Genomic DNA, 21,885 nt, shown 5'->3' on the forward strand with positions numbered 1-21,885 from the left:
CCAACGCTCGCCGGCGGGCTCACATATAGCGCATTGCGCAGCGGGGATCGCCCTTGATGAGCCGCGCAGGCCGGCGCTAGCATGTGCGCCCGTCTGAGAGCACTTGCCTGATCCGGGGTGGGGTTTCCAGAAAGTGAGGTCGATGATGCGTCAATCCCGTATCGCCGTCGCGGTGTATTTGGCGACCGCGCTCGTGTCCGCTGCCGGTTGTGGCTCCGAGGCCACGGCGCCTGTCGTTCAAGACGTCGACCTCGGCCAGCCGCCCGCGCCGGGGCCGGAGCAGGCAGGGGATGGCGAGAGCGTCGCGTTCGCGATCGACCGGCTCTTCCTCGGCGATACGGATCGCGACGGGAAGAAGGCGGCCGGCAGCTGGAAGCAGTACGGATTCAACCTCGACGGCAAGGTGTCCAGCACCGTATCACAGGACCTGTGCAAGCCGGTGGACGACACCGCCCCTTCGGAGGTCTATCCGGACGGCGCCGATGGGATCGACAACGCCTTTGGCAGCAAGCTCGTCGGCCTCATCTCCAACCTCCTGACCGACCCGTCGACCCGGGTCAGCGACGCCATCGGCAATGGCGATTTCACGGTGATCTTCAAGGTCGACGGGCTCGGCGAGCGGTCGTCCTACAACCCCCTCACCGCGAAGCTCTACGGCGGCGCCACGCTGGGCGAGGCGCCCACCTGGGATGGCGCCGACCGGTGGCCTGTCGTACCGGAGCTCCTCGACGACGCTCAGGACGTCGAGAGCTCCAAGGTGGTGTTCCCGGCCAGCTACGTCGTCGACGACACATGGGTTTCGGGCCCGGATTCACAGGTCACGTTCCAGCTGAACCTGACGGTCTCGGACACCATCATCGGTCTCACGATCCGCCACGTGAGGATCGCGATGGATCTCGCGCCCGATCACAAATCGGTGGTCAAAGGGACCATCGCGGGCGTGCTCGAGACGGCTGTCCTCGTCGAGGAGCTCCGCGGCGTCATCGGCGCCGTACAGCCGAATTTCTGCGAAAGCCCCGCGCTGGAGACGATCCTCGACCAGGTCCGCCGCGCCTCGGACATCATGAAGGATGGCAGCCAGGACCCGAGCAAGGAGTGCGACGCCATCTCCATCGGCATCGGGTTCACCGCGAAGGCGGTCCAGCTGGGCGAGATCGCGCCGCCTGCCGAGACGACCGGCGTGCCGTGCCAGCCGGCGCCCGCTGACGAAGGCTGATCGCCGCGCGACTCCCATCCACAGGCGGCCGCTGCGTCGCGCACGCCTCCTGGGCTCCGCGGGCACCTCCCGGGTGCCCGCGCCCGCCGGAATCCCCACAGCCTGCGACGTGCAACCTGCTCCGCTGGCCCCGACCACCCGCGAAGATCGTGCTCGCGCTTGAGCCGTCGCGCCCCCCGCGAGCGTCTCAAGGAGCGACCCCACCCGTCCAGGGTACGCGCTGAGGCAAGGGAGGTCTTGCCAGCGCGCTCTCTCGGTCCGCCCGCTGGTGGGCGGGCCGCGAGGCGCCCTCTTCCTGGTTTCGTTCGTCCTGACTTTTCGCTAGAAGTCGGCATCGCTTCGAGCGTCCACCACGCAAGTACCCGATGGCGGTGAAGATTCATGGCGAGCTGCCGTCCAAGGGCGTCAGCCCGGCGGGTCGCCGATGCGAGCTCTGGCTCGTGCCCCTCAGAGGAGAACAAGGTCCATGCGTAGATACGTCGCTTCCGTTCTGTGCGCCGTGATGATGATTGGCGCTGCCGCCGCGACGGCGGGTTGCACGGCCAGCGCCTCGTTCAACGCCGGCAAGGAGCCGGTGGCCGAGCCCCCGCCCCCGCCCCCGCCGGAGCCGAAGCCCGAGCCGAAGGAGGAGAAGAAGCCCCGCCCGCGCTTCAAGCTGACGTTCAAGCTCAAGGGCAACGAGGTCTCTCTCCCCGGCCCGGTGGTCTTCGAGACGAACAGCGACAAGCTCCTGCCCGAGAGCGACGAGGTCCTCAACCTCGTCGACGACTTCCTGAAGCAGCGGGAGGATGTCAGCCTGCTCCGCGTCGAGGGCCATACCGACTCGGATGGCGAGGACGCCGCGAACCAGACGCTGTCCGAGAAGCGCGCGATGGCGGTCGCTCGCTGGCTCGTCGCGAAGGGGAACGACTGCAAGCGCTTCATCGCCGTCGGGTTCGGCGAGACCAAGCCGGTCGCCGACAACAACACGCCCGAGGGCAAGGCCCAGAACCGCCGCACCGGGTTCTTCATCGCGGCCATCAAGGGCAAGGCGGTCGACAAGCAGCCCGTGGACGGCGGCGGCAAGGTCGCCGGCGACGCCTGCAAATGACACCGCTGCGCCCGGGCGCGCTTCGTGCCGCGCGCCGCGCTCACCGCGGGCCCGAGCACGTCGGGGCACTCCCTTTCTGCTGACGGCGGAGCCCAGCGGCCGGCGCGCGCCGGCCACCGGCGCCGCTGCGTTCTCCACGCGCCGGCGGCCGACGCCGCCCTGAGATCCTTCTTTTCTTGCCTCCCCCACCAGCTTCACTATCCGTACGTCTCCACGACATGCGGAGACGTCACGACAGGTCCCTGGGTCGCTTCCTTTCCATCGCCCTCCTCTCGGTCGGCCTCTTCGGCTGCAACTCCGGGGCGGGCGACGTCCGCCCGTGGACGCGGGACGACCACGATCCGCCGAACCCCGGCGAGGGGCAGGGCGGCAAGGTAGCCGCTCGGCCGGTCGCGTCCGATGAGACCGATCCAGGGCTGATCGAGCTCGCCTGGCAGCGAAACTGCTCCACCTGCCACGGCAGGGCCGGGCGAGGCGACGGCCCGCAAGGCCCGATGGTCCGCGCCCCGGACCTCACCGACGCGGCGTGGCAGGATCGGGTGACCGACGCCCAGATGGCCGACACGATCAGGAAGGGCAAGAACAAGATGCCCGCGTTCGACCTGCCGCAGCCGGTGATCGAGGGCCTCGTGAAGCGCGTCCGCACCAACCGAGCGCGCTGAAGCTCGATGAGCTCGACCCCGCAGCACGATCTCGATGAGGCGCCGGAGGAGAGGCCAGCGGAGCCGGAGGGCCGGCCGCCGTGGCTCCGGCGTCTCGCGCCAGCGATCCTCCTGCTTGGTGCGCTGGTTGCGGGGAGCATCCTCTTCAAGCGCCTGCCCGAAGAGCGGGAGGTCGAGCTGCGTCTCGACGACGCAGCGACGGTCGTGCAGCTCGACGTGACGTGGACGGATTCTTCGTCGGGCGACCGCGCGGAAGACACGGCGACGGTCATCGACAGCTCATGGCGCTTCGCCGAGGGCACGGCCCCACGGGCTGTCCTCACGAAGGTGTCGCTCCCGGACGGCCTCTACCAGGTGCAGATCACGGTCGGCAGGAAGGGCGGGCACGACGTGACGAGCCGGGCCATCACGCTCGCGGACGAGTCCCGGATCACGCTGTTCGTGCACTGAACGGCGCCCCGCGCATCCCGCCGGCCTCGCGGAGCGCGCTTCGGCCGGCGCTCCTGGAGCGAGCCCAACAGCATCCGGATGCGCCGGAGACCTGCCGCCGCTCATTGCGGCCGCCCGGCGCACGAGACCGTTGACGCCCGGAAACCGACAAGCAAGGCAGCGCCGTGAGTTGGACGCGTGTCTCTGAGGTACCACCTCGCGTCCAGCAAGCCGCACGCAGCCCTTGATGAAAGACCTTCGCCCTTAGTTATAAGTCATTGTTATTGTTTATATTTTTTTGCTTCCAGTGGCAGCGTTTCGGGTGGGAATGGAATGTGAGAACGAATTCCCTTGATGCGTTCCCCCCGAAACCGCTACTTCTTGGCCCGCGGAAGCAGGGCGTGGCACCTTATCCTACAACCACTTACACGCTCTGACTGGGACGATCGTGGTGCATCTTGGTGCCCCCCCGGAGGGAGCGACCATGCGGCCTGTACAGTGCCGCTGGAGGCGGAGAAGGAGAACCGATGAGGATCACCCCGTGGTATCTGGCTGCGCTCGCCCCGTTCGCCGCCATTGGTTGCAGTGGCGCGTACCTCGGCCACGCCGCTGTCGTCGCATTGACGATCGGCATCTTCCTCGGGACCCTTTCGCTCGGCCGCACCCCGAGTTCGAGCCCCGCCCCGCCGAACGCCCCTGTCTCCTGACTTTCTCGCCCAGCTGCCGCCTGCTGCACCTCGAAGCGAGGGTTTCCCGAGCGCGCGACAGCGCTGGCGCTTACGCTCGGGGAGCGTGAGGTCATGACGCAAGACGCCTCGGTCGGCCGGCTCAAGCGGCTCGAAGAGTTCACGCTCATGGACCTGGAGTCCGTGCACCTCATCCTGCGCGGCGACTCGGTCATCGACTGGAGGAGGCTCAACCTGCAGGGCGAGCAGGCGGCGCGGGATCTCTTGCTGGCGCAGGAGTTCCGCCCGGACGAGCCGGGGGATCGCGCCCACCTCGAGAGCGTCAAGAACGAAGCGATCGCGTACCTGCGCCGCCATTTCGAGTTCCCGATCCCGAGCCCGGTCGCACGCGCCTCGGTCGAGGAGATCCTGCTGCTCGCCTCGGGCAAGGGCCACCGCCAGCTCTGCGCCTGCACGATCCTCAAGGCGATGCACATCATCCATCACCTGGCCGGGCGCGAGCTCCTCTTCTCGATCCCCATGTCGGACCAGGACGTCTTCCACCTCGTCGAGGAGAAGGTGTACCGGGTGATCGGCGGCATGCTCGCGGCGGGCTTCCCGATCACCGAGTTCATCGGCGGGCGGAAGAACAAGGACTCGCTCTACACGAAGCTCCTGTCGAAGACGGACACGACCGCGGCGGCCATCTACGACAAGCTCCGCTTCCGCATCGTCTGCCGCACCGTGGACGATCTGCTGCCGGTGCTCCTGTACCTGTCCGAGCGGCTGTTTCCGTTCAATTACGTCGTGCCAGGCGAGAGCACCAACACGATCCTGCGGTTCCGGAGCTACTGCGAGACGCGGCCCTTCCTTCAGCCGATGCTCGACGCGTTGCAGACCGACGTCGACGACGGGCTCACGGCAGGCGACAACAGCTTCAGCGATCGGAGCTACCGCGTGATCCATTTCGTCGTCGATCTGCCGGTGCGGCTCCCCGCCGAGATCCTCGACATGGCGCCGCCCGCGGCCTGGGCGCTCGGGCCGATCATCTTCGTCCTGTGCGAGTTCCAGCTGATCGACCGCGAGACCGAGGCGGCGAACGAGGTCGGCGAGGCGAGCCACGCCAGGTACAAGGAACGGCAGAAGCAGGCCGTCATGCGCAGGCTCAAGCTCGGGGTCCGCTCCACCCGAGATCCGGCGAGCGGCGGACCCAAGCGAGATCGCTAGGCGCCGCGGTCGGCGCGAGTCGCCGTCCAGACGCCGTAACGACGAGGCCGCTGGCGCGCAGCACGCTGGACCGCGCAGCGCACGGACAGAACGGCCACGGCTGCGGCGGATGCGTGGGGTAACACCGCGACGAATCGAGCGGGCAGACTGGGGAGATCCGCGAGACATCCGGCCGGGGTGGGTCCCCGGAGAGCGGCACGCGTGAGCAGGGCGGCGAACGCCGCTGCGACGCCGGGAGCAGTCGGGCTATCGGAGCAGAGGCCGCCGAGCGAACAGCCTGGACGGTGACCGACGGCGCTCGATCGAGGAGGCCTGCCGGCCCCTCAATGACACCGCCGGACGAGCGGGCTCAGATGCGGCCCTTCAGCGCGTCGCGATCGAGGACGACGATCCGGCGGCGATCGATCTCGATCACCCCCTTGCGACGGAGATCGCCCAGGGTGAGCGTGACGGTCTCGCGCGTGGAGCCGATCATGCTCGCCATCTCCTGATGGGTGAACGGCGCGGAGATGAGCACCCCGCGCGGATCGGGGATGCCCCAGCGCGTCGCGGCCTTGAGCAGGAACTCACAGAGGCGGGCCTCCACATTGCGGAAGAGCATGGACGCCAGGCGCTCCTCGGTGTCCGTGTGCCGCTCGACCAGCGTGGTCACGATGGCGGCGGCGAAGTTGGCGTCGCTCGCCATCAGGTTGCGCACCGTCGCGAGGGGGATGAGGAGCGCCTCGACGTCCTCCGTGGCGATCGCGCTCTCCCGGTGGGCCGTGACGCCCCCGAGCGCAGCCTCGCCTAGCACGTCGCCGGCCCCTCTGTAGCCGAGCGACAGGCTGCGCCCGTCGCTCATCCCACGCACCAGCCGGACTCGGCCGAGGCTGAGCATGGCGAGCGCGGTCGCGGCGTCGCCCTGCGTCACCAGGTGACGCCCTTTCGCGACGCGTTGGATCGTCCCTCCGTCCGCCAGCGCCGACTGCGTGGCCGGAGAGGCCGCGTTGCCGATCGCGCCGCGCCGGACAACCCGCCGTTTGCGGGAGTCCAGGTCGAGTCCACCGTCGTTCCCGAGCGCGCCAGGCTGGACCCTGACGCTCCGTGCCATCGCATCCTTACCCATCATCATCGCGGCTGCTCCTGCGGTTTGCGGTGTCGCGGTCCTACTGTTCCGGGGGGCCCCACCGGCTGGGGGGGGCCCGACTTGTGCCGGAACCTCCCACTTGCGTTGACATCCTGGATACCCGGCCCGTACCTTTCGGTTCGAGCCGGGCACGCCCCGTGAATGAACCCCTGCACGGGGGAGCCAGTTCGACCGCTCCTCCAGCTACGGACGTTGGATGCGCCTCTTTAGCGGCAAAATTACTCCCCTCACAGAAGAACTCGTCCGCGCGCTCGTGGACAACCGCGATATCGAGTGCGAATCGAAGAAAGAGGTCGCGCTCGACGTCGAGTCGGTCTTCACGAGCTACCTGCACGCAGAGCGGGAAGCGACCGAGCGGGCGAAAGAGATCCTCCAGGCACGCGGACTGCCTCAGGGCGAGTTCAACCGGGTCAAGCGCCTGGCCGCGGAGCAGAAAGGGATCAAGACCGGCGAGGAAACGATGGATTATCTCCTCGACCAGCTGCTCGAGATGCTGATGCACTCGAACAACGTCGAGGAGGTGTTCGTCGAGGACCACGACCTGCGCCGCCGGATAAGGCCCATCCTTCGGAAGTACCTCGAGATGGACGAGGCGCTCGACACCGAGGTGCGCGGCAAGCTCCGCCACGTGCAGGAGGGCTCCCGCACCTGGGAAATCGAATACCAGCGGGTCATGGGCGAGATCCAGCGACGCAAGGGGCTGCTGTAATCGCCGCCGCCAGGCAGGCGGACTCTCAGCCGAGCAAGCGAACCGTCTGCGGCGTTTGCCGGTCCAGCGAGACGCCTCCGCCCCATGGCCTCGGTGCCCGATCCGCAGGGACATCGCCTGTGGGATAAACGCGTACCATCTGCGACCACGCCCGCGGCAGAGCGTTCCTTCTGCCGGATCGGGCTTCGTCGTGGTACCGGAGGACATCATGAGCTGGATTCCGAAGGTCGAGGCGAAGCGCCACTTCTGTCACAAATGCAAGAACGAGCTCATCTTCGAGGTGAAGCTCCAGCGCGCGGACACCTGCCCCCACTGCGGTGTCGACCTCCACTGCTGCAGGAACTGCGAGAACTGGGACCCGGCCGCGCACAACCAGTGCAAGGAGCACATCGCCGAGTACATCCCGGATCGGGAGAGAGCGAATTATTGTACTTTCTTCACGTTCAAGAACGGCGTACCGGAAGACAACTCGAAGCGCATCGCGGCTTCTCGCTCCAAGCTCGACAACCTTTTCAAGAAGAAGTAGGCGCCCGCCGGGGGAGCACGCACATGTCCACGCCTCGCTACTTGATCACCGGCGGTGCCGGGTTCATCGGAAGCAACCTCGCCGCGGCGCTGACCGCCGCCGGCGAGCGGGTCCGCGTCCTCGATAACCTCGCGACTGGCCGATGGGAGAACCTCGACGGGCTCCCCCACCAGTCGCTGATCGAGCGCATCACGGGGGACATCCGGGACGCGGCGGCGGTCGCGACGGCGGCCAAGGGGGTCGAGGTCATTCTCCACCAGGCCGCGCTCGGCTCTGTCCCGCGCAGCGTCGAGTCGCCCGTCGAGTCGAACTCCGTCAACGTCGGCGGCACGGTCACGGTGCTCGACGTGGCGCGCCGCCAGGGCGTGCGCCGGGTGCTCTTCGCCGCGTCGTCCAGCGCGTACGGCGAGACGCCCGTCCTCCCGAAGCACGAGGGCATGGAGCCGATGCCGCTGTCGCCGTACGCGGTCACGAAGCTCGCCTGCGAGCATTACATGAAGGTCTTCGCAGGCATCTACGGCATCGAGACCCTGAGCCTGCGTTACTTCAACGTCTTCGGGCCGAACCAGACGCCGGACGGCGCCTACGCCGCGGCGATCCCGCGGTTCGTCGATGCCGCCCTGCAGAACCGGCCGATCCCGATCTTCGGCGACGGCGAGCAGACACGCGACTTCTGCTTCATCGAGAACACCGTCCTCGCGAACCTCCTCGGCGCGACGTCGTCGAAGAAGTTCAAGGGTGAGGTCATCAACATCGCCGGGGGACGCAGGATCGGGCTGAATGAGCTCTGCAAGGAGATCTCGCGGGCCCTCGGGCGGGACGTCGCGGTCGAGCACCTCCCCGCCCGCGCCGGGGACATCCGTCACTCGCTCGCCGACATCTCGCGCGCGGCCGAGCTCATCGGGTACGAGCCCCGCGTACGCTGGGAGGACGGCATCGTCCCCACGGTCACGTACCTGCGGACGCTCCGTGAGAAGGGCCCCGCGGCCGCATCGGCCACGGTGACCTGTGGCAAGGTTCCGCTGCCCAAGGCCCAAGGGGCCTCGGACAGCGGGCAAAAGGCGAGCTAGGTAGAGCGGGGCGGCTCGTGCGGAGCATGACCGGCTTCGGGCTCGGTGACGCTTCGCTCACCGATGGGCGCGTCGTCGCCGAGATCCGCTCGGTGAACCAGCGCTTCCTCGACGTGCGCGCGCGGCTCCCGCGCGAGCTCGTCGATCTGACGATGTTCGCCGAGCAAGTGGCGCGCGAGCGCCTGCGGCGGGGACGCATCGAGATCATCGTGCGCACCGAGGGCGCGGTGCTGGCCCCGAGCACGCTCGACAAATCGAAGGCGCGCGCGGCGTTCCGCGCCCTGGCGGAGCTCCGCGACGAGCTCGCGCCGGGCGCCGACGTGCCGCTCTCGCTGCTCTGCGCCGTGCCGGACCTCTTCGCGCCCGCCGGCGGCCACGAGATCGCGGCCGTCCGCGCCGCGCTCAAGCTGGCCATCGAGCGCGCGATCGACGCGATGGAGGGCATGTGCCTGCGCGAAGGCGAGGCGCTCGCCAGCGACATGCGCGGGCGGGTGGCCACGTTGCGGGCGCTGTCGTCCGAGGTCGTGGCGCGCGCGGACGAGGCGCGCGAGGCGCTCAGGCGCCGCCTGCGCGAGCGGGTCGAGCGCCTGCTCCAGGGGGTCGAGGCCGGCTTCGAGGCGACGCGGATCGAGGCGGAGGTGATGCTGCTCGCCGAGCGCAGCGACATCACCGAGGAGGTCACCCGCCTCCGGAGCCACCTCGACCAGTTCGGCGGCGCGCTCGCGGCCCCGAGCGGCGACCCTTGCGGAAGGAGGCTCGACTTTCTGCTTCAGGAGATGGTACGCGAGGCGAACACGCTGGGCTCCAAGGCGCAGGACGCCGCCATCTCCCATCACGTCGTGGCGATGAAGGTGGAGCTCGAACGCCTGCGGGAGCAGGTCCAGAACATCGAGTGACAGGAGAGCATGTCGACCGAAGCACTCAGTGACGACTTCCTCCTCCTCATCGTGTCGTCCCCGTCGGGCGCGGGGAAGACGACGCTCTGCGGGAGGCTGCGCAGCGAGTTCCCCGACCTGCGCTTCTCGGTCTCCCACACGACCCGGCGCCCGCGCCCGAACGAGGTCGACGGCCGGGAGTACCACTTCGTCGACCCGAACACGTTCGAGCAGATGATCCGCATCGGCGCGTTCGCCGAGTGGGCCAGGGTGCACGATCACCTCTACGGCACGAGCCTGAAGGAGATCGAGATCGCCCGCGCCACCGCGCGCGGCGTGCTCTTCGACATCGACCACCAGGGCGCGCGGCAGATCAAGGCGAGCCTGCCCGAGGCGGTCGCCGTGTTCATCCTTCCCCCGTCGCTCGCCGAGCTCGAGCGGCGCCTGCGCGGGCGCGGCACCGAGGACGAGCCCACGACGCTCCGCCGCCTCCGCAACGCGAAGGGCGAGATCGAGCATTACGGCTTCTTCGACTACGTGATCGTGAACGACGAGATCAACCGCGCCTACGAGCAGCTGCGGTCGCTCGTCTTCGCCGAGCGGTGCCGCCGCCAGCGGCGCGCGGCCCTCTGCGAGCGGCTGCTCTCGGAGCGGAGGTTCGAGCGATGAGCGCGACGCGCGACGTGCTCGCGATCATCGGCGGCAGCGGCGTCTACGAGATGGGGTGGCTGGAGGACGTCGAGGAGGTCTCGGTCTCCACCCCCTTCGGGCTGCCGAGCGACGTGGTGCTGCGCGGGCAGGTCAAGGGCGGCGACGCGACGGTGCTCTTCCTGCCGCGCCACGGCCGCGGGCACCGCTTCTCGCCGTCGACGATCAACTACCGCGCGAACATCTGCGCGCTGAAGATGCTCGGCGCCACGCACGTGCTCAGCGTGAGCGCCGTCGGATCCCTGCGCGAGGACATCGTGCCTGGCGACCTCGTCGTCGTCGACCAGTTCATCGATTTCACGAAGCGGCGGATCTCGACGTTCTTCGACGAAGGCCTCGTCGCCCATGTGCCGTTCGCCGATCCGGTGTGCCCGATCCTGGCGAGCGCGGTCCACGACGCGGCGCTCGCCACCGGCGCGCGCGTCCACCGCGGCGGCACCTATGTCTGCATCGAGGGCCCTCAGTTCTCGACGCGGGCCGAAAGCCGCATGTTCCGGACGTTCGGCGCACATGTCATCGGGATGACCAACTTGCCCGAGGCGAAGCTCGCCCGCGAGGCGGAGCTCCCCTACGCCACGCTCGCGCTCACCACGGACTTCGATTGCTGGCACGTCAGCGAGGAGGCGGTGAGCGTCGAGACGGTCATCACCGTACTCAACCGCAATATCGGGTATGCGCGGGACGTCGCGAAGTCGCTCGCCCGCAATCTCCCCGATGTGTCGCAGAGCCCGGCCCGTCACGCGCTGGAGAAGTGCATCATGACCACGGCCGGCGCGTCATCGCCCGACGCAGAGGCGCGGCTCGAGTGGCTCATCGGCCCTCGGCGCAAGGCCGACTGAGCTGACCTCAGGGCCCCTCGCGCCCGCTCCTCCGCGCAGCGGGCGGGAGGGGGCGCGAGGGGGCGCAGCGGGCGCGAGGGGCAAGGCGGGCTCTGCTGGGGTCGGGTGCGGCCCGCGGCCCGGCGGCGCCGTCGCAGAAACGAAACGCGCGGCTAGCGGCTACGCACAAACCTGGCTAAGAGGCGTCCTGTGACGACCTCATCCGCGATCCTCATCATCGGCTCGATGGCGTTCGACGACCTCGAGCTCCCCGCCGGCAACGAAAGAGACGTCGTCGGTGGCTCTGCCACCTACTCGGCGTTCGCTGCCTCGTGCTTCGCTCCGGTGCGCACCGTGGCCGTGGTGGGCGATGATTTCCCCGAACAGACCCTCGCGGCGATGCGATCTCGAGGGATCTCGATCGAGGGCGTCGAGCGCGCTCCCGGGAAGACGTTCCGCTGGGCCGGGCGCTACGACGTGGATCTCATCCATCGCACGACGCTGGACACGCAGCTCAACGTGTTCGCGTCGTTCGCGCCGAAGCTGCCCGAGACCTACCGCGACACGCCGTTCCTCCTGCTCGGCAACATCCATCCCGCGCTCCAGCTCGACGTCCTCGAGCAGGTCCGCGCGCCGCGCTTCGTCCTCGCCGACACGATGAATTTCTGGATCGAGGGGGAGCCGAAGGCGGTCGCGGCGATGCTGCGCCGCATCGACACGCTCGTGGTCAACGACGAGGAGGCGCGCCAGCTCTCGGGCAAGTACAACATCCGCCGCGCGGCGAAGGAGATCCTGTCCCGTGGTCCGCGCCGGCTGATCATCAAGCGCGGAGAGCACGGCGCGCTGCTCTTCGACGAGGAGGGCGTGTTCGCCGCGCCCGGCTTCCCGCTCGAGGACGTCATCGATCCCACGGGCGCCGGCGACGCCTTCGCCGGCGGGCTCATCGGTTACCTGGCGTGCCAGCCGGAGATCACGCCGCTCGCGCTCCGGCGCGGCATGCTCCATGCGACGGCGACGGCGTCGTTCTGCGTCGAAGCGGTTGGCACGCGGCGGATCGCGACGGTGACTCGAGCCGACATCGCGGCGCGACTGACCGAGATCCGGGCGCTGTACGAGTTCGGCGCAAGCACCATGTGAAGCCCGCCTGGGGGCGGCGCTGGCGCGAGCGCCTGCCGTGTGCGGTCGCTGTTCACCTTCCGGCGCATAGCCGTGCTAGACGACCGTCAAAGTGAACATGAACCTCACCACCCGTACATTCGCAGGCATCGCCTTGCTGGCCCCCCTCGTCTTCGGCTGCGCGGCCCGTACGGCGCCGTTCGACGAGATGGACAAGGCGCAGATCACGGTCCTCCGCCTCCAGGGGCAGGAGCTGGCCCCGACGCCCGTAGCGACGACCGGGGCCCCTACCCTCATCCCGGGCATCCCGCCCGAGCTCCAGCAGATGGGGCAGGCAGCCCTTCAGGGGCTGCAGCAGGCGCTGCCCGGGCTCATCCCGCCCAACCTCATCCCGGGACAGACCGCCAGCACGCCGGTCCTCCCCGCGCAGCCGCGCTTCAAGAACTTCGTCATCCTCCAGCAGCGTCAGCTCACGACCAGCGACGCCGACGCGGAGCTCAAGGACCAGATCCTCGACGTCTTCGGCGACGAGGACAGCTTCACCGCGGACCGCGGCAACTGCTTCTATCCCGGCCTGGGCATCTCGATGGTGCGGCCGAACAACCCCACGCCTGTCGACCTGCTCGTCTCCTTCTCGTGCAACCAGGCCATGGGAGACGGCTTCCGCTGGCCTTACGCGACCAACGGCTTCTCGGCCGAGACCCACCAGAAGCTGAGCGAGATTTACCAGCAGCTCTGGGGACAGGCGGTCCCGCCCGGCGCGTGATCCACTGCCGCGGCGAGGAGCTCCGCTGGCCTAATTTGTAATCAGCACCACATATCGTGACCGCAGGGTCCGGATGGCTAGACTTGATCGAGCTTCCGAGGTCCCCGTGTATCGGTCAGGAGCGCGCCGCACGACGTCATGATGCCCCAACCCCAGCTGTTGCCGGGAAAGGAGCTCGGGCACTACGAGCTCCTCCTGCCCATCGCGCAGGGGGGAATGGCCACGGTGTGGGCCGCGCGCCACAAGGGTCGTCGTGGCTTCCAGAAGACGGTCGCCATCAAGACGATGCTGCCGTCGCTCTCGGATGATCCCCAGTTCGAGAAGATGTTCCTCGAGGAGGCGAGGCTCGCCTCGGGGATCCATCACCCGAACGTCGCCGAGATCCTCGACCTCGGCGAGCAGGACGACGTCCTCTACATCGTGATGGAGTGGGTCGACGGCGAGGCGCTGTCGGTCATCGCGAAGGCGGCGAACAAGAGCGGCGTGGCCATCCCGCTGCGCATCGCGCTCCGCGTCCTCGGCCGCGCTTGCCTCGGTTTGCACGCCGCGCACGAGCTCCGGGACCCGCAGAACGACGACCAGCTGCTCGGGCTCGTGCACCGCGACGTGTCACCCCAGAACATCCTCGTGACGTACGACGGCCACGTGAAGCTCGTGGACTTCGGGGTCGCCAAGGCAACCAATCGCACGCACAACGACACGACCGCGGGACAGATCAAGGGCAAGGTGCCGTACATGTCCCCGGAGCAGGCGCGAGGCGAGCGGGTCGATCGGCGCACCGACGTCTTCGCGATGGGGATCGTGCTCTACAAGTTGACGACGGGAGAGCACCCCTTCGCCGCAGAGAACGACCTCCTCACGCTCAAGTACATCACCTCGCGACCGGCGCTCTCGCCTCGCCTGAAGAACCCGGATTTCCCGCCCGAGCTGGACCAGGTCCTGATGAAGTGCCTGCAGAAGGAGCCGGAGCGGCGATACCAGACGATGCTCGAGCTGGAGAGCGCCCTGGAGACCGTGCTGGCCAAGGAGCCGACGGTGACGGACCACGACGTCGGGGCGTTCGTGCGCGGGCTCCTGGGAGAGCGCAACCAGCGCCGGCGCGCAGCGCTGCGCGACACGGTCCGCATGCTCGACGAGCGCGCCTCCCACCCGCCCGAGGTGATGCTCGTTCGCGACAGCATCAGCAAGCTCTTCTTCACGCAGCTCCCTCCTGGTCACCCGAGCGCAAAGCTCCCCGCGTCTCGCCGGAGCACCCCCGCGCCCTCGCGACCGACGCTGCCATCGCTGCCATCCGAGTCGCTGATCCCGAGCTCGCCTGGCCAGGACACTCAGCTGGGCCCGATCGAGGTCCCGGCGGCGCGCCGCCGCTCGGGGACGCGGGTAGCAGCCGCTGCGCTCGCGCTCATCACGTTGCTGGGCGCCGGGGTGATGTGGCTCCGGCGGCCCGCGCCGCAGCAGAGCATGTCCGAGGAGCTCACGGGGCACGCCCACGGCGCTGGCCCGGCGGCGACCGAAGCCACGACGGGCGCAACGCCAAGGCCGGACGGCGCGCCCACGCTCCTGGCCGACCACGGCGGCGTGGGTGCTCGGCCCGCCCCCGAGGCGAGCGACCCGGAGGGGCGCGGGGCGAGCGCTCCGGACCCGACGGCCAAAGGCGCAACGACCGCCGCGACGCCGAGCGCGACGGCTGCTGGATCGAGCGCCACCAGCGCGCGCAGAACAACCCCGGGCAAGCGTCCCTCGACAAAGTGGGTACCGACCGTGACCAACCCCGGGTTCTGAGCGGCCGCAGGGCACGGCAGCTCCGCGACGCGCTCCTCCTGGCAGCAAGCCTGGGCGTCGTAGGCGGCGCCCTGCTGTTGCGACGGAGCCGAGCGTCCAGCGCCTCGCCAACCCCGGCGCAGGCGAGCGCGTCCGCGGAACCGTCGCCCCTACCCAGGGGCGGTGAGCCCGAGCGCGCGGCGCTCGATCAGCACGAAACGCAGCACGAAGCGCAAGCGGGGTGCGGTTTTGCCGACCAAGGGTTCGGCGCCTACGAGCGATGGCGCCCGCTTCCGCTCGGAAGGCTCCTCGTCCCGCCGGCGCACGCGGTTCGCTCGGATGGCGGCTACGATCTTCTGATCCACTTCCACGGCGCCGAGCCTGTCCGGAAGGTGCTGGCTCCCAGGGACATGGATCTGGTCATCGCCGGGGTCGACGTGGGGACCCGATCGAGCGAATACGCGCGCGCGCTCGAGGACGGCGGCTGGGACGCGCTGCTCCAGACGATCGACCGCGAGGTCGAGAGCGCATCCGGGAGCGCGGGCGCGCACATGCGCCGCCTGGTGCTGTCGTCCTGGAGCGCTGGGTCCGGCGCGATCGGCAGGATCATCGAGCGCGGGAGCAGCCACGTGGATGCGCTGATCCTGCTCGACTCCCTCTATGGCTCCTACATGCCGGGGCATACGTCGCTCGCGCAGGGGCAGCTCGCCCCTTACGTTGCGCTGGCCAACGCCGCCGCGCGCGGCGCGCCGGTCTTCTACCTGACGCACACCGAGATCCCGACCAGCGGCTACGCGTCCACGAAAGAGGCGGCCACGTTCCTTCTTCGCGAGCTCGGAGCCACCCCCATCGCGGTGACCTCGAGCGGGGACGAGGCCCCCTCCGCCGCGCCGGGCGACCGCGCAGCGGAGGCAGGAGACGCGCTGCGGCTCACCCGGATGTACGACGGCGGCAGCCTCTACGTGCGCGGCTACGCGGGAGCGGGCCCCGGGGAGCACTGCGCGCAGCTGCGGCTGCTCCCCGCCATCTTGGCGGAGCACGTGCTCCCGGCCCTTCGCCGTTGAGGCGCCGCTGCTGCGAGGAAGCGCGCGGCGTCTTTTCGGTGAGGGAACGCGCCGATGCGTCGGCGCGCGCCCTGCGAACCGCCGCGGCTCAGTACGACTTCGCGAACACCACGCGCCGCGGGCTGGGCTTGCCGGTGAAGATGCACTGCCCTTCACCCGTCAGCGCGTCGGCCCACGGCGCCCCTTCGAACCCCCCGGTCGGGATGCAGCGAATGGTCACCTTGTGCGCATCCTTCACCGCCGTCTCGATCTCCGGATCGCCGGACCAGTGCGCCAGCGCGAACCCGCCTTGCGCCTCCTTGCCCCCGGTCGACGCGAAGAACGCGTCGAAATCTGCGCGGCTGTTGATCACGTGCGTGTTGCCGTCGCGCACGGCGAGCGCGCGCGCGTAGAGGGTCGCCTGAATGTCGCCAAGGATCTCCGTGATGCGGCCCACGAGCTCCCCGCGCGCCATGCTCGACTTGTCCTTCGGCGAGCGGTCCCTGCGCATCACCATGGCCACGCCGGCGTCGACGTCGCGCGGCCCGATCTCGATGCGCAGGGGGACGCCCTTCTTCACCCACTCCCACTGCTTGTCGCCGCCGCGGATGTCCCGCCGATCGATCTCGACCTCGACGCGACGCTCGCCGAAGCGCTGCGCCCGGAGCTCCTTCGCGAGCCCGTCGATGTACTCGTCGATCTTGGCGCGCGTGTCGTCGCCCCGGTAAACGGGCAGGATCACGACGTGCGCGGGCGCGAGGCGCGGCGGGAGCACCAGGCCGTCGTCGTCGCTGTGGGTCATGATCAGCCCGCCGACGAGGCGCGTCGATACGCCCCAGGACGTCGTCCAGGCGTGCTCTTCGGTCTCCTCCTTGGTCTGGAACTTGATGCCGCTCGCCTTCGCGAAGTTCTGCCCGAGGAAGTGGCTCGTCCCGGCCTGCAGGGCCTTCCGGTCCTGCATCATTGCCTCGATCGCATAGGTGTCGACCGCCCCGGGGAAGCGCTCGCTCGCCGTCTTCGGCCCCTCGAGGACGGGCATCGCCATGAAGTCGCGCGCAAACGTCGCGTAGACGCCGAGCATACGCAGCGTCTCCTCGCGCGCCTCGGCCTCGCTCGCGTGCGCCGTGTGCCCCTCCTGCCACAGGAACTCCGTCGTCCGCAGGAACAGGCGCGTCCGGAGCTCCCAGCGCACGACGTTCGCCCACTGGTTGATCAACAAGGGGAGATCCCGGTAGCTCTGCACCCAGCTCGCGAACGCCGCGCCGATGATCGTCTCGGACGTGGGGCGCACGATGAGCGGCTCCTCCAGCCGGGCCTGAGGGTCGGGAATGAGCCCGCCGCCGGGGCCGGGGACGAGCCGGTGGTGGGTGACCACGGCGCACTCCTTCGCGAACCCCTCGACGTGCTCCGCTTCCTTTTCAAGGAACGACTTCGGGATGAACAGCGGGAAGTAGGCGTTCTTGTGGCCGGTCGCCTTGAACATGCTGTCGAGCTCGCGCTGGATGTTTTCCCAGATCGCGTAACCCCACGGCTTGATGACCATGCAGCCGCGGACCGGGGAGCTCTCCGCGAGGTCGGCCGCGCGCACGACCTGCTGGTACCACTCCGGGTAGTCCTCGTTGCGGGTGGGCGTAATGGCGGTCTTCGGCGCTTCGTTCTTGGCCACGGTCTCTGCTCTCCTCGATGGGCGGCTTGGCCGGCGGCCTTCGACCGGGCCGCCTTCGTCCCGCTGCGGACGGTCGGCTGGCGCCGGCCCCGCTCCGGGCTGAGCGCGCGACGTATCAGGAGCGCGGCAGGGTGTCGAGCGCAGCGGTCCCAGCGCCGGAGCCGCGCCGCCCTCCCGCTGGCTGGAGCGATGCCGCTCGCCCCACCGGCCGCCGCGCGCCAGGCTGCCTTCGCGGCGGCGCGCCGTCGTGGTACGCGCAGGAGAACGACGTGGACTACGTCATCCTCACGCACGGCGGGGTGACCGCGCCGCAGAGCGGCTCGGAGAGCTGCGCCAGGGCCGCCGACGAGGCGCGCCGCGCGCTGGACGGGGGCGGAGAGGCGCTCGCGGCGGCGATCGGGGCGACTGTGCGCCTCGAGGACGACCCACGCTTCAACGCCGGGACGGGCGCGAACCTCCGCCTCGACGGGCAGACGATCGAGATGGATGCGGCCGTGATGGCCAGCGATGGACGGTTCGGCGCAGTGGCGTGCATCGAGCGGGTGAAGAACCCCGTCCTGGTCGCCGCGAAGGTGATGGAGACGCCGCACCTGCTCCTCGCCGGCGCCGGCGCGACGGCGTTCGCTCGCCGGCTGGGGTTCGCCGACCATGATCCGGTCACCGAGGAGGCGCGCCGGAAGCACGCCCGCGCCCTCGCCGCGCTGCGCGGCGAGGGCGGAGACGACGAAACCACGAACGACGCGGCGCGCTTCCGTGCGCTCACGGCGACGCGGTTCTGGAACTTCGACGCCGAGCCGATCGAATGCGACACCGTCGGGGCCGTCGTGCGCGACACGCACGGCCGGTTCGCCGCCGCAGCGTCGACGGGCGGGTCGACCTACTCGCTCCGCGGCCGCATCGGGGACGTGCCGCTCCTGGGCGCAGGGATCTACGCTGGCCCCCACGGCGCCGTGGCGGCGACCGGCGTCGGCGAGGAGATTGCGCGCCGCTTCCTCGCGCGGACCGTCTATGACTGGCTCGCCGATGGCGTCGCGCCCGCGCGCGCCGCGCAGCGCGGCGTCGCGATGTTCCCCGACGTGCTCGCCGTCGGCGTGCTCGTGGTGGGGCGGAGCGGCCAGGCGATCGCCTCGAACCGCACCATGGCAAGCGCGCAGCTCGTGGGCTGAGGAGCCGCAGACGACGATGCAAAGTGGAGACCCTGATGCGATCGTGGTGGGCGCGGGACCGAACGGCCTCACGGCGGCGGCGTACCTCGCCCGCGCGGGCTTCTCGGTGCTCGTGCTGGAAGCCGAGCGAGAGCCGGGCGGCGCGGTCCGCACGCGCGAGGTGACCCTCCCCGGGTTCCGCCACGATCTCGGCGCGGCGTTCTTCCCCTTCGGGCAGACGAGCCCCGCGCTGGTGCCGCTCGATTTGCCGGGGGCCGGCCTCGTGTGGCGGCACGCGCCGATCGACAGCGCTCACCCGGCGCCCGACGGGACGTGCGCCTCGATCGCGCGGGACGTCGAGGCGACGGCGCGGTCGCTCGGCGAAGATGGCCCCGCGTGGCGCCGGATCGCCGGCTGGCACGCGGCCACCCGCGAGCGGCTGCTGAACGCGCTCCTGTCTACGCCGCCCGCCCTCGGGCCGCTGCTCCGGCTCGGGCCCCTCAACCTGCTCCGCCTCGCGCAGGTGGCCCTCTCGAGCGGACGTGGCTTCGCGACGCGCACCTTCCGGACAGAGGCGGCCCGGCGCGTTGTCCCCGGGCTCGCGCTCCACACCGACGTGGGCCCGGACGATCCCTGCGGAGCGATCGTCGGCTTCATGCTCACCGTGCTCGCCTCGAGCGGCGGCTTCGCGGTGCCCGAGGGCGGCGCCGGCGCGATCACGAGCGCCTTGCTCAGGCGCGTCGAGGAGCGCGGGGGCGCCCTCCGCTGCGGCGCGCGCGTCGACCAGATCATCGCCAGGGAGGGACGAGCGGTCGCGGTCCGGCTCGAGGACGGCCAGGAGCTCCGCGCCCGCCGCGCGATCGTCGCCGACCTCGCCGCGCCGACGCTCTACCTCCGCCTGCTCGCGTCAGAGCTGGTTCCCGAGCGGGTGCAGCGCGCCATGCGCCGGTTCCGCCAAGGGTTCGGCACCTTCAAGATGGACTGGGCGCTCGACGGCCCGACGCCGTGGTCCCACGAGGACCCCGCGCGCGCGGCGGTCGTGCACGCGGGCGACAGCCTCGACGACCTCTCGGCCTTCACGCGGCAGGTGCGCGCCGGGGCGCTCCCCGAGCACCCCTATCTCGTGATCGGGCAGCAGTCGCTGGTCGATCCGACGCGCGCGCCGGCCGGCCGCCACACCCTGTGGGCCTACTCCCGCGTCCCCTCCTCCATCGAGGGCGGCTGGGCGGACTCGCGCGAGCGCTTCGCCGATCGCATCGAGGCGCGGATCGAGGAGCTCGCCCCTGGCTTCCGGCAGAGGATCATCGCCCGGAAGATCTGGGCGCCGGACGATCTCGAGGCGATGGACGCAAACCTCATCGGCGGCGATCTCGGCGGAGGCTCGGCCGACATCCGGCACCAGCTCATCTTCCGGCCGGTGTTCCCCTATTTCCGCTACCGCACGCCGCTCCGCGGCCTGTATCTAGGCTCGTCCTATGCACACCCCGGCGCCGGCGTCCACGGCGCGTGCGGGCGCAATGCGGCCCTGGCGGTGCTGGAGGACGAGGGCTAGCGCGCGGCGCATCTTCGTGCGCCACGGGCTCAGCCGCGTCGTTCGGCTCGCTGCGGCGTACTTTCGGATGCCTCACTCGCCCGTCTGGCGGCCGAGCCCGCATCCCACGGACCTGCACCCCGCTCCAGAGGCGCCGCGCTTCGCTACTTCGACCGCGACGACGGGCCGTCCCGGTAGTCGGAGCGCTTCAGGCCGTGGCTCGCGATCTTCTCCTGGAGCGTGCGCAGCGGCATCCTGAGCCGCCGAGCGGCCATCGCCAGGTTGCCGTTGGTGCCGCGGAGGGCATCGAGGATGATCTCCGTCTCCAGACGGTCCATCTGCGCCTTGAGCCCGATCGTCGGCGCGGAGCTGGGCGGCCCTGCCAGCTCGACGGGCGTCCGATCAGGCGGCGGCGTGGAGCGTTTGGGCGCCGAGAGGGAGTGGATGCTCTCCGGCAGGTCGAGCGGCGTGATGGCATGCCCCCGCGCGATGACGACGGCGCGCTCGATGGCGCTGCGCAGCTCGCGTACGTTGCCCGGCCAGGGGTACTGCTCCAGGAGCGCGAGCGTCTCCGGATCGAGCGAGCGCACGTTCCTGCGGTGCACCTCGCTCGCCTGCCGGAGGAAGCGCTGCGCCAGCGGTCCGATGTCCTCCCGCCGCTCGCAGAGCGGCGGGATGCGCAGCGGCGCCGCGTTGAGCCGGTAGAGCAGATCCGAACGGAACGTGCCCGCCTCGCACATCGCCTCGAGATCGCGGTACGTGGTCGCGACGATCCGCACGTCCACCTCGATCTCCTTGGTCGAGCCGAGGCGGACCATGCGACCGGTGTCGAGGACGTGCAGCAGCGCGGCCTGGCAGGAGGGCGGGAGATCGCCGATCTCATCGAGCACCAGGGTGCCGCCCGCGCACGTCTCGAAGACGCCCTCTTGCGCGTGGACCGCGCCGGGGAAGGCGTCGGCCTCGTGACCGAAGAGCGTGCTCTCGAGGAGCTGGGCGGGCACGCCGCTGCATCCGACGCGGATCATCTGCATCTTGTGGCGGGGGCCAGCCTCGTGGATCAGCCGCGCGAGCACGTCCTTGCCGGTCCCCGTCTCGCCCTGGAGCAGCACGGGCGCGGGCGAGCGCGCGAGGCGCATCGCGGTCTCGAGCACCGGGCGCATCGCGGGGCTGCGCATCACGAGCCCCTCGTCGCCGACCGTGCGCAGCCCACCCACCGGCGTGGATCCTCCCACCAGGTTCTCGATGCTCGGCATCTTTCTCCGCTCCGAGGCGCCACGACGCCCGTCGAGCGCGTCGAGGTTCAGCACCGGCAGCTCGGCGCTCGCGATCACGCGCAGCGACGCCGTGATCTCCCCGAGCATCACCTCGTCGCCGGGCTTCAAGACACCGTGCTCGACGCGCTGCCCGCTCAGGAAGGTGCCGTTCGTGGAGCCGAGATCCTGGATGAGCACGTCGCCGCGCTGGAACGTGAAGCGCGCGTGGCGTCGCGACAGGCTGCGCTCGGGGATCGCGACGTCGGCGCTCGGATCGCGGCCGATGACGACGCCGACCCCCTCGATCAGCCGCACCGTCTCGGCGCCTTGCCGGTGGTAGATGATGAGCAGCACGTGCGGCTGCGTCCCGCGCTCGCGGCTCAGCTGCGTCAACGCATCACGGACCTGCGACATGGCGATCGGGTCCGTCACGCCCAGCTGCGACTCAACCTGGACCTCCTGTGCTCCGAGGTCATCGTGCAG

Annotated in this window: 22 protein-coding genes; 18 read left to right on the top strand and 4 right to left on the bottom strand. The window is 70.0% G+C overall.

The features are described 5' to 3' along the window. The first annotated feature begins 142 nt into the window (after window positions 1-142). The 6 genes from WME82_RS20765 (at window position 143) to WME82_RS20790 (ending at window position 5,289) form a co-directional block, all read left to right on the top strand. Window positions 143-1,216 (top strand): hypothetical protein, encoded by a 1,074-nt coding sequence (locus tag WME82_RS20765; protein ID WP_438044231.1) that lies wholly within the window; start codon window positions 143-145, stop codon window positions 1,214-1,216. A gap of 466 nt (window positions 1,217-1,682) precedes the next feature. Beyond that, window positions 1,683-2,306 carry an OmpA family protein gene (locus tag WME82_RS20770; protein ID WP_437554177.1) on the top strand — a complete coding sequence of 208 codons (624 nt, stop codon included), beginning with the start codon at window positions 1,683-1,685 and terminating at the stop codon, window positions 2,304-2,306. A 218-nt stretch (window positions 2,307-2,524) separates the two neighbouring features. Further along, complete coding sequence (locus WME82_RS20775; protein WP_437873125.1) at window positions 2,525-2,968, top strand: c-type cytochrome; 444 nt, start codon at window positions 2,525-2,527, stop codon at window positions 2,966-2,968. A 6-nt stretch (window positions 2,969-2,974) separates the two neighbouring features. Continuing rightward, complete coding sequence (locus tag WME82_RS20780) at window positions 2,975-3,418, top strand: hypothetical protein (RefSeq protein WP_438044232.1); 444 nt, start codon at window positions 2,975-2,977, stop codon at window positions 3,416-3,418. 506 nt (window positions 3,419-3,924) lie between these two features. Next, window positions 3,925-4,104 (top strand): hypothetical protein, encoded by a 180-nt coding sequence (locus tag WME82_RS20785; protein ID WP_012236385.1) that lies wholly within the window; start codon window positions 3,925-3,927, stop codon window positions 4,102-4,104. A 93-nt stretch (window positions 4,105-4,197) separates the two neighbouring features. Further along, complete coding sequence (locus tag WME82_RS20790) at window positions 4,198-5,289, top strand: TIGR04552 family protein (protein WP_012236386.1); 1,092 nt, start codon at window positions 4,198-4,200, stop codon at window positions 5,287-5,289. A 349-nt stretch (window positions 5,290-5,638) separates the two neighbouring features. Here WME82_RS20790 and WME82_RS20795 read toward each other — a convergent pair whose 3' ends face one another. Then, window positions 5,639-6,379 (bottom strand): Crp/Fnr family transcriptional regulator, encoded by a 741-nt coding sequence (locus WME82_RS20795; RefSeq protein ID WP_437747234.1) that lies wholly within the window; start codon window positions 6,377-6,379, stop codon window positions 5,639-5,641. A 232-nt stretch (window positions 6,380-6,611) separates the two neighbouring features. Between WME82_RS20795 and WME82_RS20800 the strand changes: the two genes are divergently transcribed. The 9 genes from WME82_RS20800 (at window position 6,612) to WME82_RS20840 (ending at window position 14,785) form a co-directional block, all read left to right on the top strand. Next, window positions 6,612-7,124 carry a DUF507 family protein gene (locus WME82_RS20800; RefSeq protein ID WP_012236388.1) on the top strand — a complete coding sequence of 171 codons (513 nt, stop codon included), beginning with the start codon at window positions 6,612-6,614 and terminating at the stop codon, window positions 7,122-7,124. A gap of 208 nt (window positions 7,125-7,332) precedes the next feature. Further along, entirely contained in the window at window positions 7,333-7,650 is a 318-nt protein-coding gene (locus WME82_RS20805) for a hypothetical protein (protein ID WP_437747235.1), read from the top strand. A 23-nt stretch (window positions 7,651-7,673) separates the two neighbouring features. Then, window positions 7,674-8,720 carry an SDR family oxidoreductase gene (locus tag WME82_RS20810; protein ID WP_438044233.1) on the top strand — a complete coding sequence of 349 codons (1,047 nt, stop codon included), beginning with the start codon at window positions 7,674-7,676 and terminating at the stop codon, window positions 8,718-8,720. 26 nt (window positions 8,721-8,746) lie between these two features. After that, window positions 8,747-9,616 carry a YicC/YloC family endoribonuclease gene (locus WME82_RS20815; protein WP_437555443.1) on the top strand — a complete coding sequence of 290 codons (870 nt, stop codon included), beginning with the start codon at window positions 8,747-8,749 and terminating at the stop codon, window positions 9,614-9,616. Between the two features lie 9 nt (window positions 9,617-9,625). Further along, on the top strand, window positions 9,626-10,264 hold the full coding sequence (gene gmk / locus WME82_RS20820; RefSeq protein WP_012236392.1) for a guanylate kinase: 639 nt from the start codon (window positions 9,626-9,628) through the stop codon (window positions 10,262-10,264). Further along, window positions 10,261-11,142, top strand: a complete 882-nt coding sequence (gene mtnP, locus WME82_RS20825; protein ID WP_437916889.1) for an S-methyl-5'-thioadenosine phosphorylase — start codon at window positions 10,261-10,263, stop codon at window positions 11,140-11,142. The genes gmk and mtnP overlap by 4 nt, the downstream gene beginning before the upstream one ends. Before the next feature lie 189 nt (window positions 11,143-11,331). Further along, the gene (locus WME82_RS20830; RefSeq protein WP_438044234.1) at window positions 11,332-12,258 is read left to right on the top strand and encodes a PfkB family carbohydrate kinase; all 927 of its coding nucleotides are present in this window, start codon (window positions 11,332-11,334) and stop codon (window positions 12,256-12,258) included. Window positions 12,259-12,355: 97 nt separating this feature from the next. Further along, complete coding sequence (locus WME82_RS20835) at window positions 12,356-13,003, top strand: hypothetical protein (RefSeq protein ID WP_437747238.1); 648 nt, start codon at window positions 12,356-12,358, stop codon at window positions 13,001-13,003. Window positions 13,004-13,141: 138 nt separating this feature from the next. Next, on the top strand, window positions 13,142-14,785 hold the full coding sequence (locus WME82_RS20840; protein ID WP_438044235.1) for a serine/threonine protein kinase: 1,644 nt from the start codon (window positions 13,142-13,144) through the stop codon (window positions 14,783-14,785). 149 nt (window positions 14,786-14,934) lie between these two features. On the opposite strand, the gene WME82_RS20845 is transcribed toward WME82_RS20840, so the two are convergent. Further along, window positions 14,935-15,135 (bottom strand): hypothetical protein, encoded by a 201-nt coding sequence (locus WME82_RS20845; RefSeq protein WP_438044236.1) that lies wholly within the window; start codon window positions 15,133-15,135, stop codon window positions 14,935-14,937. 21 nt (window positions 15,136-15,156) lie between these two features. Between WME82_RS20845 and WME82_RS20850 the strand changes: the two genes are divergently transcribed. Then, on the top strand, window positions 15,157-15,828 hold the full coding sequence (locus WME82_RS20850) for a hypothetical protein (protein ID WP_438044237.1): 672 nt from the start codon (window positions 15,157-15,159) through the stop codon (window positions 15,826-15,828). 88 nt (window positions 15,829-15,916) lie between these two features. On the opposite strand, the gene proS is transcribed toward WME82_RS20850, so the two are convergent. Beyond that, entirely contained in the window at window positions 15,917-17,473 is a 1,557-nt protein-coding gene (proS, locus tag WME82_RS20855) for a proline--tRNA ligase (protein ID WP_438044238.1), read from the bottom strand. Window positions 17,474-17,742: 269 nt separating this feature from the next. Between proS and WME82_RS20860 the strand changes: the two genes are divergently transcribed. Together WME82_RS20860 and WME82_RS20865 are read left to right on the top strand one after the other, a co-directional pair. After that, window positions 17,743-18,639 (top strand): isoaspartyl peptidase/L-asparaginase, encoded by an 897-nt coding sequence (locus WME82_RS20860; protein WP_437873137.1) that lies wholly within the window; start codon window positions 17,743-17,745, stop codon window positions 18,637-18,639. Between the two features lie 16 nt (window positions 18,640-18,655). Then, complete coding sequence (locus WME82_RS20865; RefSeq protein WP_438044239.1) at window positions 18,656-20,170, top strand: phytoene desaturase family protein; 1,515 nt, start codon at window positions 18,656-18,658, stop codon at window positions 20,168-20,170. 143 nt (window positions 20,171-20,313) lie between these two features. Here the strand turns inward: WME82_RS20865 and WME82_RS20870 are convergent, their stop codons facing one another. Further along, complete coding sequence (locus WME82_RS20870; RefSeq protein ID WP_438044240.1) at window positions 20,314-21,834, bottom strand: sigma 54-interacting transcriptional regulator; 1,521 nt, start codon at window positions 21,832-21,834, stop codon at window positions 20,314-20,316. Between the last annotated feature and the right edge of the window lie 51 nt (window positions 21,835-21,885).

Origin of the sequence: Sorangium sp. So ce128, assembly GCF_051525245.1 — a bacterium.
GTDB classification, from domain to species: Bacteria; Myxococcota_A; Polyangia; order Polyangiales; family Polyangiaceae; genus Sorangium; species Sorangium cellulosum_B.

What these genes read in the sequence shown, in the direction of transcription:
- WME82_RS20790 (WP_012236386.1), top strand. Translation starts at nt 4,198, where the DNA reads ATGACGCAAGACGCCTCGGTCGGCCGGCTCAAGCGGCTCGAAGAGTTC.
- WME82_RS20785 (WP_012236385.1), top strand. Translation starts at nt 3,925, where the DNA reads ATGAGGATCACCCCGTGGTATCTGGCTGCGCTCGCCCCGTTCGCCGCC.
- WME82_RS20795 (WP_437747234.1), bottom strand. Translation starts at nt 6,379, where the DNA reads ATGGCACGGAGCGTCAGGGTCCAGCCTGGCGCGCTCGGGAACGACGGT.
- WME82_RS20780 (WP_438044232.1), top strand. Translation starts at nt 2,975, where the DNA reads ATGAGCTCGACCCCGCAGCACGATCTCGATGAGGCGCCGGAGGAGAGG.
- WME82_RS20815 (WP_437555443.1), top strand. Translation starts at nt 8,747, where the DNA reads ATGACCGGCTTCGGGCTCGGTGACGCTTCGCTCACCGATGGGCGCGTC.
- WME82_RS20835 (WP_437747238.1), top strand. Translation starts at nt 12,356, where the DNA reads ATGAACCTCACCACCCGTACATTCGCAGGCATCGCCTTGCTGGCCCCC.
- WME82_RS20765 (WP_438044231.1), top strand. Translation starts at nt 143, where the DNA reads ATGATGCGTCAATCCCGTATCGCCGTCGCGGTGTATTTGGCGACCGCG.
- WME82_RS20805 (WP_437747235.1), top strand. Translation starts at nt 7,333, where the DNA reads ATGAGCTGGATTCCGAAGGTCGAGGCGAAGCGCCACTTCTGTCACAAA.
- WME82_RS20810 (WP_438044233.1), top strand. Translation starts at nt 7,674, where the DNA reads ATGTCCACGCCTCGCTACTTGATCACCGGCGGTGCCGGGTTCATCGGA.
- WME82_RS20865 (WP_438044239.1), top strand. Translation starts at nt 18,656, where the DNA reads ATGCAAAGTGGAGACCCTGATGCGATCGTGGTGGGCGCGGGACCGAAC.
- WME82_RS20770 (WP_437554177.1), top strand. Translation starts at nt 1,683, where the DNA reads ATGCGTAGATACGTCGCTTCCGTTCTGTGCGCCGTGATGATGATTGGC.
- gmk (WP_012236392.1), top strand. Translation starts at nt 9,626, where the DNA reads ATGTCGACCGAAGCACTCAGTGACGACTTCCTCCTCCTCATCGTGTCG.
- WME82_RS20775 (WP_437873125.1), top strand. Translation starts at nt 2,525, where the DNA reads ATGCGGAGACGTCACGACAGGTCCCTGGGTCGCTTCCTTTCCATCGCC.
- WME82_RS20840 (WP_438044235.1), top strand. Translation starts at nt 13,142, where the DNA reads ATGATGCCCCAACCCCAGCTGTTGCCGGGAAAGGAGCTCGGGCACTAC.
- mtnP (WP_437916889.1), top strand. Translation starts at nt 10,261, where the DNA reads ATGAGCGCGACGCGCGACGTGCTCGCGATCATCGGCGGCAGCGGCGTC.
- WME82_RS20800 (WP_012236388.1), top strand. Translation starts at nt 6,612, where the DNA reads ATGCGCCTCTTTAGCGGCAAAATTACTCCCCTCACAGAAGAACTCGTC.